This window comes from Thermopolyspora sp. NPDC052614 (assembly GCF_040678635.1).
In the GTDB taxonomy this organism is placed as follows: domain Bacteria; phylum Actinomycetota; class Actinomycetes; order Streptosporangiales; family Streptosporangiaceae; genus Thermopolyspora.
In genome coordinates, this window is sequence record NZ_JBFATZ010000002.1 from 584,329 (window position 1) to 601,569 (window position 17,241).

The 17,241-nt window shown below is 69.5% G+C and carries 14 protein-coding genes; 9 read left to right on the forward strand and 5 right to left on the reverse strand.

Features of this window, described 5'->3' with window-relative positions; translation table 11 throughout:
- Positions 1 to 9 precede the first annotated feature (9 nt).
- The 8 genes from AB0K60_RS06105 (at position 10) to AB0K60_RS06140 (ending at position 9,037) form a co-directional block, all read left to right on the forward strand.
- Complete coding sequence (locus tag AB0K60_RS06105; protein WP_364049117.1) at positions 10 to 942, forward strand: ABC transporter permease; 933 nt, start codon at positions 10 to 12, stop codon at positions 940 to 942.
- Positions 935 to 1,702, forward strand: a complete 768-nt coding sequence (locus tag AB0K60_RS06110; protein ID WP_364049119.1) for an ABC transporter permease — start codon at positions 935 to 937, stop codon at positions 1,700 to 1,702. Before AB0K60_RS06105 ends, AB0K60_RS06110 begins: the two co-directional genes overlap by 8 nt.
- A gap of 7 nt (positions 1,703 to 1,709) precedes the next feature.
- Entirely contained in the window at positions 1,710 to 2,786 is a 1,077-nt protein-coding gene (locus AB0K60_RS06115) for an ABC transporter ATP-binding protein (protein ID WP_364049121.1), read from the forward strand.
- A gap of 122 nt (positions 2,787 to 2,908) precedes the next feature.
- On the forward strand, positions 2,909 to 4,198 hold the full coding sequence (locus AB0K60_RS06120) for a glycosyltransferase (RefSeq protein WP_364049123.1): 1,290 nt from the start codon (positions 2,909 to 2,911) through the stop codon (positions 4,196 to 4,198).
- Between the two features lie 298 nt (positions 4,199 to 4,496).
- On the forward strand, positions 4,497 to 7,580 hold the full coding sequence (locus AB0K60_RS06125; RefSeq protein ID WP_364049125.1) for a nitrate- and nitrite sensing domain-containing protein: 3,084 nt from the start codon (positions 4,497 to 4,499) through the stop codon (positions 7,578 to 7,580).
- A 5-nt stretch (positions 7,581 to 7,585) separates the two neighbouring features.
- Positions 7,586 to 7,999 carry a roadblock/LC7 domain-containing protein gene (locus tag AB0K60_RS06130; RefSeq protein WP_364049303.1) on the forward strand — a complete coding sequence of 138 codons (414 nt, stop codon included), beginning with the start codon at positions 7,586 to 7,588 and terminating at the stop codon, positions 7,997 to 7,999.
- Positions 8,000 to 8,061: 62 nt separating this feature from the next.
- On the forward strand, positions 8,062 to 8,463 hold the full coding sequence (locus tag AB0K60_RS06135; protein WP_364049305.1) for a DUF742 domain-containing protein: 402 nt from the start codon (positions 8,062 to 8,064) through the stop codon (positions 8,461 to 8,463).
- 13 nt (positions 8,464 to 8,476) lie between these two features.
- Entirely contained in the window at positions 8,477 to 9,037 is a 561-nt protein-coding gene (locus AB0K60_RS06140; RefSeq protein ID WP_364049307.1) for an ATP/GTP-binding protein, read from the forward strand.
- 34 nt (positions 9,038 to 9,071) lie between these two features.
- Here AB0K60_RS06140 and AB0K60_RS06145 read toward each other — a convergent pair whose 3' ends face one another.
- Genes AB0K60_RS06145 through AB0K60_RS06165 form a run of 5 tightly spaced genes read right to left on the reverse strand, consistent with a single transcriptional unit; the run spans position 9,072 to position 13,561 of the window.
- Positions 9,072 to 10,112 carry a methyltransferase gene (locus AB0K60_RS06145; RefSeq protein WP_364049127.1) on the reverse strand — a complete coding sequence of 347 codons (1,041 nt, stop codon included), beginning with the start codon at positions 10,110 to 10,112 and terminating at the stop codon, positions 9,072 to 9,074.
- A 46-nt stretch (positions 10,113 to 10,158) separates the two neighbouring features.
- Entirely contained in the window at positions 10,159 to 10,950 is a 792-nt protein-coding gene (locus AB0K60_RS06150) for an ABC transporter ATP-binding protein (protein ID WP_364049129.1), read from the reverse strand.
- A 24-nt stretch (positions 10,951 to 10,974) separates the two neighbouring features.
- Positions 10,975 to 11,757, reverse strand: a complete 783-nt coding sequence (locus tag AB0K60_RS06155) for an ABC transporter permease subunit (RefSeq protein WP_364049131.1) — start codon at positions 11,755 to 11,757, stop codon at positions 10,975 to 10,977.
- A 23-nt stretch (positions 11,758 to 11,780) separates the two neighbouring features.
- A complete protein-coding gene (locus tag AB0K60_RS06160) occupies positions 11,781 to 12,569 on the reverse strand; it encodes an ABC transporter permease (protein WP_364049133.1) in 789 nt (262 codons plus the stop codon).
- The gene (locus AB0K60_RS06165; protein ID WP_364049135.1) at positions 12,566 to 13,561 is read right to left on the reverse strand and encodes an ABC transporter substrate-binding protein; all 996 of its coding nucleotides are present in this window, start codon (positions 13,559 to 13,561) and stop codon (positions 12,566 to 12,568) included. The genes AB0K60_RS06160 and AB0K60_RS06165 overlap by 4 nt, the downstream gene beginning before the upstream one ends.
- Before the next feature lie 508 nt (positions 13,562 to 14,069).
- Between AB0K60_RS06165 and AB0K60_RS06170 the strand changes: the two genes are divergently transcribed.
- On the forward strand, positions 14,070 to 17,240 hold the full coding sequence (locus AB0K60_RS06170) for a nitrate- and nitrite sensing domain-containing protein (protein WP_364049137.1): 3,171 nt from the start codon (positions 14,070 to 14,072) through the stop codon (positions 17,238 to 17,240).
- Position 17,241 lies beyond the last annotated feature (1 nt).

The window sequence follows — 17,241 nt, forward strand, 5'->3', positions numbered from 1 at the left end:
GGTTGACGCATGACCCGGAACGACGTCGTGGCACGGCCCGTCCCGAAGCAGGACACCGGAACGGGCCGCACGCCGCGCTGGGCAGGCGGAACCCTGTTGCCCCGGCTCGTCTTCCTCGGGCCGGGGCTCGCCTACCTCATCGTGCTCCTGGCCATCCCGCTGGTCCTCGTCCTCAGCTACACGATCTTCCGGCGCGGCCGGTTCGGCGGGGTGGTGTACGAGGCGACGGGCGAGAACTTCACCCGTCTGTTCGATTCGCTCTACCTGGACATCGTCGTCTCCTCGCTGCGGATCGCGGTCGTGACGACGGTGCTCGCGCTGCTGATCGGGTACCCCACGGCGTACGTGATCGCGCAGCTGCCGCGCAAGTGGAAGACGATCGCCCTGGTCGCGATCGTGCTGCCGTTCTGGACGAACTTCCTCATCCGGGTCTACGCCTGGATCGTCCTGCTCAGCGGCCCCGGTCTGGTCAACACCGCCCTCACCAAGCTCGGACTGGTGGACGAGCCGCTCGAACTCCTCTACAACCAAGGCGCGATCATCACCGGTCTGCTCTACTCGTACCTGCCGCTGATGGTGCTTCCGCTGTACGCCGCGATCGAGCGGCTCGATCCGCAGCTGCGCGAGGCGTCGGCGAACCTCGGGGCGCGGCCGGCCCGCACGTTCGTGTCGATCACGCTGCCGCTCACCGTGCCCGCCGCGCTGACCGGATGCGTGTTCGTGTTCGTGCCGAGCTTCGGCAACTTCGTCATCCCCGAGCTGCTCGGCGGCGGCCGGTCGATCATGGTCGGCAACCTGATCCGCGATCAGTTCCTCAAGGCGCGGGACTGGCCGTTCGGGTCCGCGCTCACCCTCGCCCTCATCGCCGTGCTGCTGGTCCTGCTGATCCTGCAGGCGTGGGCCGCCCGCCGGTACTCCGGAGGGGAGGCACGGCGTGGGTAAGCTGCGATACGTCCCGTTTTGGTTCTCCTATCTGTTCCTTTACGCGCCGATCGTGGTTCTCGTTGTGATGTCGTTCAACGCGGGCGAGTCGCCGTACAACTTCGAGGGCCTGAGCCTGTCGTGGTACGGCCGCCTGGCGGAGAACGGCACGGTGCTGCACGGCCTGACCAACACGCTGATCGTGGCCGCGGGCTCGACCGTGCTGTCCACCGTGCTCGGCACCCTGCTCGCCGTGGGGTTGGCACGTTACACCCGGTCACGGCTGCTGGACGCGTTCGGCCTGCTGCCCGCGATCCTGCCGGACCTGGTGCTCGCGCTCGGGCTGCTGATCTTCTACTCCGCGGTCCGGCTCACCCTCGGCCTGCACTCGGTGCTGCTGGCGCACACCGTGTTCGGCATGGCGTTCGTGACGGCCGTGGTGCGCACCCGGCTCGGGCACACCGACACCACGCTGGAGGAGGCGTCCCGCGACCTTGGGGCCTCGCCGTTCACCACGTTCGTCCGCATCACGCTGCCCCAGCTCGCGCCCGGCATCGTGGCGGGCGCGCTGCTGGCGTTCACGCTCTCGCTCGACGAGTTCGTGATCGCCTTCTTCACCAGCGCCCCGGCCGAGCCGACCCTGCCGATCGTGATCTACTCGATGGTCCGCTTCGGCGTCACACCTGAGATCAACGCGCTGGCGACCCTGCTGCTCGCGGTGAGCTTCACCGTGGTGATCGTCGCCCAGCGGATGACCCGACTCACGGAGTCCTTGCGGTGATTCAGCCATGACGCAGTCCGTGCTCCCGGACGCCGAACGGGCCCTGCCGGCCCCGCTGGTCGGCATCCACGGGGTCAGCCGGAGGTTCGGCGACGTCGTCGCGCTCGACGACGTCACCCTCGACATCCGGCAGGGCGAGTTCTTCGCGCTGCTCGGGCCGAGCGGCTGCGGCAAGACCACGCTGCTGCGCATCCTCGCCGGGTTCGAGTCGCCGGACACCGGATCGGTCACGCTCGACGGGGCCGACCTGCTCAGCCGTCCGCCGCATCGCCGCCCGGTCAACCTCATGTTCCAGTCGTACGCGCTGTTCCCGCACATGACCGTGGCGAAGAACGTGGCGTACGGGCTGGAGCGCGAGCGGCTGCCGCGCGCCGAGATCGCCAAGCGCGTCGCCGAGGTGCTGGAGACGGTCGGCCTCACCGAGCAGGCCAAGCGCCGCCCGCATCAGTTGTCGGGCGGCCAGCGCCAGCGGGTCGCCCTGGCCCGGGCGATCGTCAAGCGGCCGCGGCTGCTGCTGCTCGACGAGCCCCTCTCGGCGCTCGACAAGAAGGTGCGCGGCGAGATGCAGCTGGAGCTGAAACGGCTCCAGCACGAGGTCGGCATCACCTTCGTCGTGGTCACCCACGACCAGGAGGAGGCGATGTCGCTCGCCGACCGGATCGCCGTGCTCGACGCGGGGCGCGTGCAGCAGGTGGACGAGCCCATCACGCTGTACGAGCGCCCGCGCACGCCGTTCGTCGCCGGGTTCATCGGCGCGAACAACCTGTTCGCCGGCCGGGCGACCGCCGGCGGCCTGGACGTGCCGGGGCTCGGCGAGCTGCCCGCCGCCGACCGCCTGCCGGACCGGGCCGAGGCGCTGCTCGCCGTACGCCCGGAGAAGGTGCGCTTCGCCGAGGAGCAGGGACTGCTCCGCGGCGAGGTCGCGGACGTGAGCTTCTACGGCGGCGTCTCGCACATCTCGGTACGCGTCGCGGGACGCCCCGAGCCGGTCCTGGTGGCCGCGCAGGGCGCCACCCGCGTGCGCCCCGGGGCGACGGTGTCGCTCACCTGGCAGGCCGACGACGCGGTGCTGGTGCCGCGATGAGCGCCCGGGTCGGCTCGCGAGCCGAACAAGCCGAAAAATTCGCGCGGATGGGGTCGTTTCCGCCCTCCAGCCGCGTCGTAGTCGAAATGAAATCAAATCGATAACCCTCGGTTGGAGTGATCATGACGGACCGCTCGCTGACGATCCTGTTCATGCCCGAGAGCGCCTACGGGCCGACCAACAACTGCATCGGCATCGGCGACGTCCTGCGGCGTCGCGGCCACCGGGTGGTGTTCGCCGCCGAGGCGTCGTGGAAGGGCAAGCTTGAGGCGCTGGGCTTCGAGGAGGACCTGGTCGACCTCGCCCCGCCCGCCGAGGAGGAGCAGGACCCCGGCCAGTTCTGGAAGGACTTCATCCGCGACACCGCGCCGGAGTACCGCAAGTCCACGCTTGAGCAGCTTGAGACGGTCACCAAGCCCATCTGGGAGGCCCTGATCGACGGGGCCAAGTACTGCGAGCCGCAGCTCAAGGAGATCATCGAGCGGGTACGCCCGGACGTCATCGTCGAGGACAACGTCATCGCGTTCCCCGCCCTGGTCACCGCGGGCAAGCCGTTCGTGCGCATCGTCTCCTGCAACCCGCTGGAGGTGACCGGCCCGGACATCCCGCCGGTGTTCTCCGGCCTGCCGTCCGACGACCGCGGCGAGTGGGACGCCTTCCGCGCCGAGTACGATCGCACGCACCGCGGCCTGTGGACCGAGTTCAACGAGTGGGTCACGGCGCAGGGCGCGCCGGCCCTGCCCGACCTCGCCTTCATCCACGAGGGCGACCTGAACCTGTACGTCTACCCGGAGATCGCCGACTACGTCGACCGGCGCCCGCTCGGCCCGACCTGGCACCGCCTGGACTCCTCGGTGCGGGAGACCGACGAGTCGTTCGAGCTGCCCGCCGCGCTCCGCGAGCGCGACGGCGCGCTGATCTACTTCTCGCTCGGCTCCCTCGGCTCGGCCGACGTGGAGCTGATGCAGCGCGTCATCGACGTGCTCGCCACGACCCCGCACCGCTACATCGTCTCCAAGGGCCCGCTGCACGAGGAGATCAAGCTCGCCGACAACATGTGGGGCGCGGAGTTCCTGCCGCAGACGAGCATCCTCCCGCAGGTCGATCTCGTCATCACGCACGGCGGCAACAACACCACGACGGAGGCCCTGCACTTCGGCAAGCCGATGATCCTGCTGCCGCTGTTCTGGGACCAGTACGACAACGCCCAGCGGATCCACGAGCTGGGGTACGGCGTGCGCCTGTCCACCTACGGCTTCACCGACGCCGAGCTGCTCGGCGCGCTCGACCGGCTGCTCGGCGACGACGCGCTGCGCGGCCGTCTGGCCGACGCCGGAGCGGAGATCCGCCGTCGCGACGGGCTCCGCAAGGCGGCCGAGCTGATCGAGGCCGCGGGGAAGGCCGGTGCGTGACGCACCGGTCGCGAGACGGGGTACTGGGGTGAATCAGGTCTATTACCGTGTGCACTGATAGGTGTGGCGTGGTCCGCTTTGGTGAGTTTTATGGTTATATGCACCATTGGCCGATTCGGTATTGTTGTGCTCCAATTACCCTCGCCCGTAGAAGTCGTCCACGTCCCGTAGGCCACACACGTGCTCGACGTCCCCGCGCACATGGCCCGGTGAGAGGTTGCGAAAACCGTTGACGAACGACCAGTCCCGGCGTGATCTCGGTTCCCGGCAGGGGACCCCACCTGCCTCGCGTAAGCCCGTGTCGCAGGCGGGCAGGTTCAGCCTGCAGAACTGGCGGGTGCGATCCCGCCTGGTCGCGCTGATCCTGCTGCCCACGGCCGTCGCGGTTCTGGTGACGGGTCTGCAACTCGCGAACGCGATCAACACCGGTGTCCAGTACGGCCGGCTCACCGAGGTGGCCCGGCTCATCGAGCAGTTGGGCACGCTCTCCCACGAGACGGCCAAGGAGCGCGACCTCACCGTCTGGTACATCGCCGATCGACGCAGGGCGCGGCTGGAGCGGGTCAGGGCGCAGCACGAGCAGGTCGACCAGGCGAAGAACCAGGTGCTCAGGCAGATCCTCGAGCTGGACAGCGGCCAGGGCGCCCGTGTCAAGGCCAAGGTGGCGATCGTCCAGCGGTGGCTGACCGGTCTCGCCGGTCTGCGCAAGCTGATCCTGCAGAGCAGCACGCCCGCCCGCGCGGCGCACGGCACCTACACCCGCATGATCGCCGACTTCAACACGCTGCACGACGAGCTCGGCCGGGACAGCCGCGACGACCGGCTCTTCGGGGACGCGACGGCCCTGGGCGCGTTGAGCCGCGCGAAGGAGGACCTGTCCCAGCAGGTCGGCATCATGCTGTCCACCCTCACCGCGGGCCGGTTCGTCAACAACGACGACCTGTCCGACTTCCTCGCCGCACGCGAGCGCCAGGAGAGCGAGCTCGCCGTGTTCCTGACCGAGGCGACCCCGGCCGACGTCGCGTTCTACAACCGCACCGTGCGAGGGCTCGACGTCGACGAGGCCGACCGGATGCGCGCGCTGATCCTCGCCCGGGTGCGGGAGAACCGCAGTCTGCGCCGCCAGCCGCTCTCGCCCGGCGGCGGCAACGACGTGCAGCTCTGGTACGACAACACCACCGCCATGGTGGAGAAGATGCGTACGGTGGAGCAGCGGCTGGCCGCCGCGGTCGTGCAGGAGACCACCACGCTCCAGGGCAACGAGCAGCGCCAGGCGCTCATCTCCGGTCTGGCGATCTTCGCCCTGCTGCTGATCGTCCTGTTCATCACCAGCCGGGTGGCGACCTCGCTGGTCCGCCCGCTGCGGCGGCTGCGCAGCGAGGCGCTGGAGATCGCGGGCCGGCGATTGCCCGAGGTCGTCGCCTATCTCCGCGAGTCCGCGGACATGGCTCCTCCGCCGGAGATCCCGCCGATCGGCGTGACCTCCAGGGACGAGGTCGGCGAAGTGGCGCGGGCCTTCGACGAGGTCCACCGCGAGGCGGTCCGCCTGGCGGGCGACGAGGCCCGGCTGCGCAGCAACGTCAACGCGATGTTCGTCAACCTCTCCCGGCGCAGCCAGACCCTGGTCGAACGCCAGCTCGCCCTGATCGAGAGCCTGGAGCAGGGCGAGGAGGACGAGCAGCGGCTCGGCAACCTGTTCAAGCTCGACCACCTGGCGACCCGCATGCGCCGCAACAGCGAGAACCTGCTGGTCCTCGCCGGCCAGGAGTCGGCCAGGCGGCGCACCCAGCCGGTTCCCCTGGTCGACATCGTCCGCGCGGCGATCTCCGAGGTCGAGAACTACGAGCGGGTCACGCTCAAGGTCCAGCCCGGCGTGACCGTGGTCGGCAAGGCCGTCAACGACGTGGTCCACCTCGTCGCCGAGCTGGTGGAGAACGCGATCTCGTTCTCGCCCAACGAGACCAAGGTCCACGTCGCGGCCAACCGCATCGGCGGCGGCGGCGTGATGATCACGGTGACCGACCGCGGCATCGGGATGTCCCCCGAGGAGCTCGCCCAGGCGAACCAGCGGCTGGCCGAGCCGCCGGTCGTGGACGTCTCGGTGTCCCGCCGAATGGGCCTGTTCGTGGTCGGCCGGCTCGCGCTGCGGCACGGCATCCGGGTCCAGCTCCGCCGCCAGGAGGCCAACGGCCTCACCGCGCTGGCGCTGCTGCCCGAGTCGCTGCTCGGCGGCCAGGGCGCGCAGCCGGGCGTCCCCGCGCTGTCGCCGGGGGCGGTCATGTCCCGTACGATGCCGGGCATCGACCCGGGTCCGTCCGGGCCGCAGTCCTTCGGCCCGCCGAACGCGGGCGGCATGCCCGGCAGGCCGCAGCCGGTCTTCGGCGCGGACGCCCCCGGAATTCCGGTGCCGGGCCAGGGGCCGGGCTCGTTCGACAGCCCGTTCAGCCCGTCCGGCCCGTTCAGCACGTCCGGCGCCTCCGGCCCGTTCGGCGCGTCCGGCCCGTCGGGCCCGTTCGGCACGGGCGGCCCGCAAGGCCCGCAAGGCCTGCAAGGCCCGGGCGGCCCATCGGGTCCGTTCGGCGCGGGAGGCATGGGCGGCGCGTCCGGCGCGTTCACGACGGCGAGCCAGCCCACCTCGCCGTCACCGGATCCCTTCGACAACCCGCCGAGGTTCGACCCCAGCGCGTTCATCCGCGACCCGAACGACCGCGGCCCGTTCGGCGGCAGCCCCGTCGACACGCCGTGGCCGCAGCAGGTCCCGCCGCCGGGATCCTCCTCCTGGGATGACAGGGGCGCCGACTCCTGGAGCGTGAGCCGGGAGTCGGCTCCCGCGATGGGGGAGAGCGACCGCACGGGGCCGCTCCCGGCGGTGGAGAGCTCGCCCCTGGAGGCGGAGGACGAGTTCCTTCCGATTTTCGCCGCCGTCGAGTCCGACTGGTTCAGGCGGGTCGAACGGCCGGCCGAGGGCGCGACCGATGAAGAGTCGGAGCGAGAGGAACACTCGCCCGACGCCCGGCCCGTAGGGACGAGTGCGATGGAGAACAGGGCTGTGGACAGCGGCGGCTGGGCCTCACCAGGCGACCATGGCTGGAAGGCCGCCCAGGCGGCGAGTAAGCCGGCCATGGGCGGACTCACCTCCTCCGGACTGCCCAAGCGTGTGCCGAAGGCCAACCTGGTTCCCGGCACGGCCGCCCCCGCCGATGCGGCGCCGGCCGCGGAGCCGGCACCGGTACTGTCGCCGGAACGAATGCGGAGACGGCTGTCGAGCTTCCAGCGAGGCATCAGACAGGGACGTGCCGCCGTCCGCGGTGAACTCGGCGATGGCCTGCCATCTCCGGGCACCGTCCCCAACGTCGATGATGGTTACAAGGAGGAGCCATGAGGGAGATGAGCCAGGCAGCCCGCGGCATCAACTGGCTGATCACAGATTTCGTGAACAATGTGCCTGGAGTGGCACATACGGTGGTGGTATCGTCCGACGGACTTCCCCTCGCCTACTCCGAAGGGTTCCCCAAGGACCGCGCCGATCAGCTCGCGGCGGTCTCCGCCGGGTTGATCAGCCTGACCCAGGGGGCCTCCCGGGTGTTCGAGGGCGGCCTGGTCACCCAGACCGTGGTGGAGATGCAGCGCGGTCTGCTGCTCATCATGTCGATCAGCGACGGCTCCTCCCTCGCGGTGCTGGCCGCCGCCGACTGCGACATGGGGCTGGTCGCCTATCAGATGACGCTTCTGGTGGAACGCGCCGGGCAGGTCCTGACCCCCGCCGTGCGCGCCGAACTGCAAGCGTCGCATCCCAGGTGATAGCTGTCCGATGACAGGAGGGCACTGTGGCAGGACGCGGCTGGGGAGGTGAGAGCGACCCGCTGACCGGCGGGCCGCTCTACCCCTACGGGTCGTCTGCACCGCCTGGGCCGGAGCTCGACGAGGAGTCCAGTTCACTCGTTCGGCCGTACGCGGTCACGGGCGGCCGTACGGCCCCGCGCACGCAACTGGCGCTGGAGGCCCTGGTCTCTTCCGCGATGTCGGCCCATCAGGATGTGTCGTCGTTGACGCCGGAGTATCAGGCGATCATCTCGCTCTGCCGCCAGGTGCGATCGGTGGCGGAGGTCTCCGCGTTGCTGCGCATGCCGCTCGGCGTGGCACGGATCTTGATAGCCGATATGGCGGCCGAGGGCTTTGTGCACGTGCATCAGCAGCGGCTCGATGCCGGCAAGCCCGATCAGAACTTGCTGGAGAGGGTGCTCAGTGGACTTCGCAGGCTCTAGGTCAGGCGGCACGCTGACCTCGACGAAGATCGTAGTTGCCGGCGGCTTCGGTGTGGGAAAGACGACGTTCGTCGGCGCGGTCTCGGAGATCATGCCGCTCACCACCGAGGCGGTGATGACCGACGCGTCGGTCGGGATCGACGACATCGGGTTGACCCCGCACAAGACGACCACCACGGTCGCGATGGACTTCGGCCGGGTGTCGCTGGACCAGGATCTGATCCTGTACCTGTTCGGTACGCCGGGTCAGCACCGGTTCTGGTTCATGTGGGACGACCTGGTGAAGGGTGCCATCGGCGCCGTCGTGCTCGTCGACACCCGCCGCCTGGCCGACAGTTTCCCCGCGGTCGACTACTTCGAGGAGGCCCAGCTTCCGTTCGTGGTGGCGATCAACGGCTGGGACGGCCAGTACCCGCACGGGGAGGAGGAGGTGCGCGAGGCGATGTCGCTGACGCCGAACGTCCCCATCGTCCGCACCGACGCCCGCGCCCGGCAGGCCGTCAAGAACACCCTCATCACCCTGGTGGAGCACGCGCTCACCATGCGGACCGCGGTTCCCGGCTGGGGGCGCTGAGCCGTACCGGCCGGGAACCGCGACGCGGCACGGCTCAGCCGGTGGGCAGCGCCTCGATGAGGGACAGCCCCATCGGCAGGTCGGCCACGACCCGGCCGCGCAGGCCGGCCTGCTTGAGCAGGTCGAGGTACTCCGACCTGGTCCGCTCCCGGCCGCCGTCGAACACGGTGAGCATGCGGATGTCCATCTCCCTGCCCACGTGCGGCCGGTCGTCGTCGGGCAGGAGGATGTCCACCAGCAGGACCCGGCCGTCGTCGGGCATCGCCTCGCGGACCACGCCCAAGACGCGCAGCGCGTCCTCGTCGCCCCAGTTGTGCACGATGCTCGCCATCACGTAGGCGTCCGCCCCCGCCGGCACCGAGGCGAAGAAGTCCCCGATCACCAGTTCGGCGCGATCCGCCAGCCCCTGCGCGGACAGGTTGGCGCGGGCGTCGGGAACCACGTTGTCCCGATCGAGCAGGGTGCCGCGGATGCCGGGATTGGCGCGCAGGATCGCCGCGAGCATCGTGCCGTTGCCGCCGCCGACGTCGACCAGGGTGCCGACCCCGGAGAAGTCGTAACGGCTCGCCACCGCTGCCGCGACCGGCTCGGTCCGGCTGCGCATGAACTCGTTGAAGGCGTGATTGATCTCCGGGATGCCCGCGAGATAGTCGTAGTACGTGCCGTGCCGCGCCATGTAGCCGCGCCCCGAGCGCACCGTCTGCGGCACCGCGTTGGTGGCCAGCCACGAGCCGATCTCGGAGTTGACCAGGACGGCCGGCCGCATCGAGTTCGGCGCGTCCTCGCACAACGTCATGCCCGACTCGGTGAGTTCGTAGGTGTTCGGCGCGACCTGGCGGATCAGGCCCAGCGCGGCGGTCATGCGCAGGACGCGGCCGAGGTTCGAGGCGTTCGCCTCGCACCTGCGGGCGAGTTCCTCGACCGTCAACGGGCCGTCCTTGAGGTGGTCCGCGCAGCGTAGATCGACCATGGTGTGCACCGCGGCGAACCGGGACAGGCCGCGGATGAGCTCCCAGACCGTGAAGGTGGGGTCGTCGCCCGCGGTGCCGGCGTGGTCGATCGTCGCTTCAGACATACACTTTCTCCTCGTACTGGGGTGGAACAGAGCCGGAACGCGGCCGTCACGCGGACTGGCCGACACGCGCGGTCCGCTGCGTGTCGCGGCGGACGAGCCTGCCGACCTCCGCACGGAGGCTGACGAATTCGGGCAGCTCCCGGGTGGCGATCTGGTCCCGGGGCGCGGGCAGCCGGACCGGCAGGTCCCCCCGCACCGTGGCGGGGGCAGAGCTGAGCACGACCACCCGGTCGCCGACGTACACGCTCTCGTCGATGTCGTGGGTGATCAGAATGATGGTCATCTTGTGGTGGTCGCGCACCCTGAGCAGGAGGTCCTCCAGGTCCTCCCGCGTCTGCGCGTCGACCGAGCCGAAGGGCTCGTCCATGAGCATCAGCGCCGGACGGTAGGCCAGCGCGCGGGCGATCGAGACCCGCTGCTGCATGCCGCCGGACAGCTCCCAGGGGTGCTTGCGGCCGGCGCCGTCCAGCCCGACCTGCTCCAGCGCCTCCTGGGTCGCCGCCGCGCGCTGGACGCGGTTCAATCCCTTGCGCCGCAGCGGCAGGGCGATGTTCTCGGCGACCGACATCCAGGGGAACAGCGAGCGGCTGTAGTCCTGGAAGACGACCGCCAGGTTGTCCGGCACCTGCTCGATCGGCGAGCCCTCCAGCAGGACCCGGCCGCGGGTGGGCCGGATCAGCCCGGCGATGCAGCGGATCAGGGTGGACTTGCCGCACCCCGAGGGGCCCACGATGGACACCAGCTCGTTCTCCGCCACGTTCAGGGTGATGCCGTCGATCGCGCGGTGGGCCTTCTCGCCTCGGCCGTACGTATGTGCAAGATCCTCGATGCGGAGCACGACGCTCCCTTCTTCATCAGATTGTCAGGTCGATTGCCGCTCTCGGTGATGCCAGGACAGGACACGACGTTCGGTGCCGATGAGGATGGAGTTGAAGATCAGACCGAGGATGCCGAGCAGGAGCAGCCAGGCCCACATGCCGGGGAAGTCGAAGTCGTTTCCCGCGTACACGAGGCTGAAGCCGATGCCCTCGGTTCCGCCGATCATTTCGGAGATCACCATCAGGATCAGCGCGAGTGACAGGCTGACCCGCAGCCCCGCGAAGATCTTCGGGGCCGCCTCGGGAAGGATGATCCGTACGAGCCGCCGCCACGGGCTGATCTTGAATACGGCGGCGGTCTCCAGGTGCAACAGATCGATGTGGCGGGCGCCTTCGATCGAGTTCAGCAGCACCGGCCAGATGATCCCGAAGATGATGGTCGCGATCTGCATCTGCGGCCCGACCTTGAACAGCGCCAGGAACAGCGGCAGCAGCGTGGGCGGCGGGATCGCCCGCCCGAACTGGATCAGCGGGTCGATGTAGTCGGCCAGCCTCCTGGAGCGGCCGAGCGCCACGCCGATCACCACGCCGACGAGGCAGGCCAGGAACCAGGCACGCAGCAGCCGTCCCAGGCTGGGCCAGATGTGGGTGGAGACGTCCTCGGTGAGGAACAGGTGGCTCGGCGGCCCCGAGAACCACAGCTCGTACACCTGGATTGCGATCTGGGACGGCGGCGGGAAGTATTGGTTGACGGCCAGCCGGGTGGCGACCTCCCAGCAGACGACGATGACGGGAATCGGCCAGAGCGGCGCCAGGCTCCTTCCCACGCGTCTCGCGAATCCCACGCGCTTCACGTGACCTCACCTCCCCGGGCGTGGTGCCAGCGGAAGAACCTGCGGTCGAAGGCCACGAACAGCCCGTTGAGGGCGAGGCCGATGACGCCCGCCCAGACCGCGGTCGCGATCACCCCGGGGATGATGTCCGTGCCGCTCTGCACCGCGAGCAGATAACTGCCGATGCCGGGGAATCCGGGGGCGAACAGTTCGGTGCTGATGGCGACGATCAGGGCGATCGAGCTGGAGATCCGGATGCCGGTGAGGATGAACGGCGCGGCGCTGGGCAGCGATACGCGCAGCAGGATCGAGCCGGGCCCGAAACCGAAGCTGCGCATGGTCTCCCGGGCCAGCGGATCGACCTCGCGCACCGCGTACATCGTGTTGATCAGCACCGGCCAGGTCGAGGCGTAGACGACGATGCTGACCTCCGCCAGGAAGTTGTCCCGGAACAGCAGGATGGCCAGCGGGATCAGCGCGATCGAGGGCATGGGCCGCATGACCTCGATGATCGGCCGGAAGGTGCGCTCCACCTGCCGGAACGTGCCCAGCACGATGCCGAGGGGGACGACGACCGCGATGGTGAGCAGCAGCCCGACGGCCCAGCGGAGCATCGTCGCCCCGACGGCGTCGATGAACTCCGGGTTGGTCATGAGCCCCGCCGCCCGGATCACTATCTCGGAGGCGGGCGGCACGGACGAGTCGACCAGGCCCGTCCGCGCCGCCGCCTCGGCGACGGCGAGGAAGACCGCGATGCCCACGGCGCCGCGGACGATCCTCGCCCCGCCCGAGCGGATTCGGCTCATGTTCCCGTCTGACCAACGATGATCGCCTTGGCGTTCCCCTTGTTCTTGAGCCACCCGTTGTCGTACATGACGTCGGCGACGCGCTGGAGACGGATGTCACTGATGGATGTGGGGAAGGTGCCCAAGGTGATCACGGAGGCGACCTCCTTGGTGATCTGGGTGTAGGCCGGGAGCACCTCTTCGACGACCTTGCGGTCGGAGGAGGCGAGCTGCTGCGCCTTGCCGATGGCCCGCTGGAAGGCGGCGAGGGTGTTGGGGTACTTCTTGACCCACTCGGCGGAGGCGCCCCAGCCCGCGATCGGGAAGTCGGCGGTGGGCCCGGTGATCAGGTCCGCGATCTTACGGGCGCCCTGGTCCTTCTGCACCGCGGAGATGAAGGGCTCGGCGAGCAGCGCCGCGTCGATCTGCTTGGTCTTCAGCGCCTGTGGGACGTTCGGCAGCGGCATCTCGACGTACTTGATCCCGTCCTGCTTCGCGTTCACGCCGTACGTCTTCAGGGTCGCCTCGATCAGCAGGGTGCCGATCGAGGTGATACCGGGGGTCGCGATCGTCTTGCCCTTGAGCTCGGCGGGCTTGGTGATCGGGGAGTCCGCGGGGACCACGAGGACGAAGGTGTTGGAGGCGGCCTGGAAGGCGTCCGCGATGATCTTGAACGAGCCCGGCTGCTTCTCCTCCTGGTCGAACGCCACCGTGTAGTTGAACAGCGTCACGTCCATCGTCCCGGCGGTCAGCGCTGGCAGCGCCTGGATGGAGCTGCGGATGGGCTCCATCTTGACGGTGAGCCCCTCTTCCTTGAAGAACCCGCGCCGTATGGCGATCTGCAGCGGGGCGACGTCGGGGACGGGGACCGCGCCGACCACCAGGTTGGTCTTCTCCGGCTTGCCGCCGGAGGACGAGGGCTGGGCGCCGTCGGATCCGCCGCCGCACGCGCCGGCCGCTAGGGCCACCACCGCACCGGCCAGGAATAAACGACCCATAAGTGAGAGCTTCATGTCTCTCCTCGTGAGAGTGGGAGGGTGAAAGGTCCTGGGCCTCTCGGCGACGCCTTGCCCGCACGCCCGGTCGAGCGTCACGACTCGAGCCGTGGCGGAGGAAGCGGCTGCCGATCGTCGAATCGGCCCGGCGGAGGCGAGCCTATAGGAGTCATGGCGAAGTGGCCTACCAAGCCCTTTGCCTGTAGGCGTTTCCGACTTAATGGATCTTGCCGGGATGCGTACCCTAATGCGCCGTTTGTTCCGTTCCGGGGGGACTTGGGAGGCACCTGGATCGCTCCAGATGTGTCCTCATCCGGACAAAGATCATTTTTCCTCACATTGTTGCACGCCTCGACTGTGATCGGTGAGGTCGCCCAGATGTTTCCAAATTGGAACGTTTGAAACTTGAGGTCCTATTGGTGCAGGTAGTCTCCTTGTGCTCAAATTGCCCCTGACTTGACGCAGTTTTCAGCAGCGTGTACAGAATCATCTTCCACAAGGGCGAGCCGTTGAGAGGTCGCGACCAGTGAGGACAGCAATAACCGAGGGCACCAGCCCCCCTGAGCCGGATCCGCCCACCCGGGCGGCTCCATCCACCGGGAGCTCCCTCGCCCTGCGTAACTGGCGGGTCCGGACTCGGCTCATCGCGCTGATCCTCGTCCCCACCACCGTCGCGGTTCTGCTCGGTGCGCTCCGGGTGACCACGTCGATCAGCAGTGCCGCACAGTTCGAACGTGTCCGCACCGTGGCCGAGCTGGTCAACGCTCTCGCCACGCTTACGCACGAGTTCCAGGACGAGCGGGACAAGACGGCCGCCTATGTCGCCGCCGGTCGTCCCGCCGGCCCCACCCTGGTAGAGATCCGCGACCAACAGGGCGCGGTCGACAACGCCATCGGACAGGTCAAGGCGAAGGCGGAGCCCGCCCGTGACGCGCTCACCGCCGCCGGTCGCCAGCGACTGGCCAGCCTGCTGATCCGTCTTGATCAGCTCGCGGCGCTGCGCGACACCGCCCTCAAGTTCAAACTCCCGCCCCTGCCCACCATGGAGAAGTACTCCCTGGTGGTCCAGGAGATGCTGGTCCTGTTCGACCAGGTCGCGCAGGGCACCACGAACGAACAGCTGGTCGCCGACGCCGCGGCGCTGTCCGCTCTCGCCCGCGCCAAGGAGGAGGCCTCCCTGCAGCGCGGCCTGCTCGCGGCCGCCCTCGCCAGAAGGCCGATCCCGTCCTTCGAACCGACCGAGCGGGACGCGTTCATCGCCGCCGACGCCGGCTTCGACAGCCAGATCCTCGCGTTCAGCAACGCCGCGACGCTGGCGCAGAACCAGTTCTTCGACGACACCGTCACCGGCCAGCTCGTCGACCGCGCCGAGAGCCTGAAGCTGCGAGCGCGATTCCTCAGCGACACCGGCCAGCCGCTGCGCCGGCTCGACCCGAGCACCGTCGCCCGCGACAGCAAGCGCTGGTACGACGCGATGAGCGACACGCTCAACCGCATGCAAAAGGTCGAGTCCGAGCTGGTGAAGGAGATCATCACCACCAGTGACGAGCTGCAGGGCGCCGACCAGGGCTTCGCGGCCCTCAACGCGATCCTCGTGGCGGGCCTGTTGATCCTGGTCCTCATCGTCACCTCGATCATGGCGCGCTCGCTGGTGCGGCCGCTGCGGCGGCTGCGTACCGAGGCCCTGGAGATCGCCGGACACCGGCTGCCCTCCGTGGTCCAGCGGCTGCGCGAGGCCGACTCCGGCGCGGGCGTCAACGAGGTCAAGCCCATCGGCGTCGCCTCCTCCGACGAGATCGGTGAAGTCGCGCGGGCCTTCGACGAGGTCCACCGTGAGGCGGTACGGCTCGCGGGCGACGAGGCCGCGCTGCGCAGCAACATCAGCGCGATGTTCGTCAACCTCTCCCGCCGCACCCAGACGCTGGTGGAGCGCCAGATCAGCCTGATCGACGGCCTGGAGCAGGGCGAGCAGGACGAGAACCGACTCGCCAACCTGTTCAAGCTCGACCACCTGGCGACCCGCATGCGCCGCAACTCCGAGAACCTCCTGGTCCTCGCCGGCCAGGAGCCCGCCCGCCGGTGGAGCCAGCCGGTTCCCCTGGTCGACGTGGTGCGGGCCTCGCTGTCGGAGGTCGAGAACTACGAGCGGGTCGACATGCAGGGCATGCCCAACGTCTCCGTGGCCGGGCAGGCCGTCAACGACATCATCCACCTGCTCGCCGAGCTGGTGGAGAACGCCATCTCCTTCTCCTCGCGCGACACCAAGGTCATCGTGACCGCCAACCGCATCGACGGCGGCGGCATCATGGTCGGCATCACCGACAACGGCATCGGCATGACGCCGCCGGAGCTGAGCCAGGCCAACTGGCGGCTGTCCAACCCGCCCGTCGTCGACGTCTCGGTGTCCCGCCGAATGGGCCTGTTCGTGGTCGGCCGCCTCGCCCTGCGCCACGGCGTACGGGTGCAGTTGCGCCCGCACGACGGCGGCGGTCTCACCGCGATGGTGCTGCTGCCGGAGACGCTGATCGGCGTGAACGGGCCCTCGATGCCCTTCGGCCAGCCCGCCGCGTTCGCCGGCAGCATGGCCGCGGCCGCCCCGGTCTCCGCGTCCTGGGACAAGCCGGCCGAGGTGGGGCCGGGCCGGTTCGGCTCGCCGCCCCCGGCGCTGGAGGGCGGCCCGCGGTCGGGCGCCATGCAAGGCGCGGGCATGTCCGGCGGCACGGGCCAGTTCGACAGCTTCGACGGCTTCTCCGGGGCCCAGGGCTTCGGCGGTCCGTCGGGCGCCCAGGGCTTCGGCGGCGGTTCCGCCGCTTCCGGGCAGAGCCTGCCGTCGGGCATCCAGAGCTACGACACCCCCTCCGGCCCGGTGTTCACCGGCTCCCAGTCCGGCAACGCGACGATGGACTCGTCGTTCGGCGGGGATTCGTCGTTCGGCCGTGACTCCTCGTTCGGCCGTGATTCGTCGTTCGGTCGTGATTCGTCGTTCGGCCGTGACTCTGCGCCGGGTGGAGAGTCGGCCTTCCACTCGCCTTTCGGCGGCCAGCCCGCCGACGGTACGCCGAGCGGCGCCTTCGACGCCCCCTCCGGGCCGATGTTCGGCGGCCAGCCCGCCCGGCCCGGCGCACAGCAGGGCTTCTCCAGCCCGCCGCCGGCCATCGGCCGCATGCGCTCGCGCCGGTTCGACTTCCCCGACACCGACGTGGCCAGCACCGGCCCGATGCCGGCCGTACACGACTCGCCCATCGAGCACCAAGGTGAGGAGTTCTTGCCGATTTTCGCAGCGGTCGAGTCCGCCTGGTTCAAGCGGGCGCCGGTGAATTCCTCCGACGAGTCCGGCGACTCCGGCGGCTGGCGCGCGTCGTCCGCCGACGCGGGCTGGCAGGCCGCGGCGGTGGTGCGGGATCCGGTGCGGGAAGGCAAGACCGCCGCCGGGCTGCCCAAGCGGGTGCCCAAGGCGAACCTGATCCCGGGCTCGGTGCCCGGATCGTCGCCGATGTCGTCCGACAGCGGCCGGCAGGCCGCCGCGGCCCCGCCGCCGCGGCCCACGCTGTCCCCCGACCGCGCCCGAAGCAGGCTGTCGAGCTTCCAGCACGGCATCCGTCAGGGCCGGGCCGTGGCCCGTGGTGAGCTGAGCGAGGAAGAGGCCTACCCCGGGGCCATCCGGAGCAGGTCCGATGACAACAAGGAGGACGCATGAG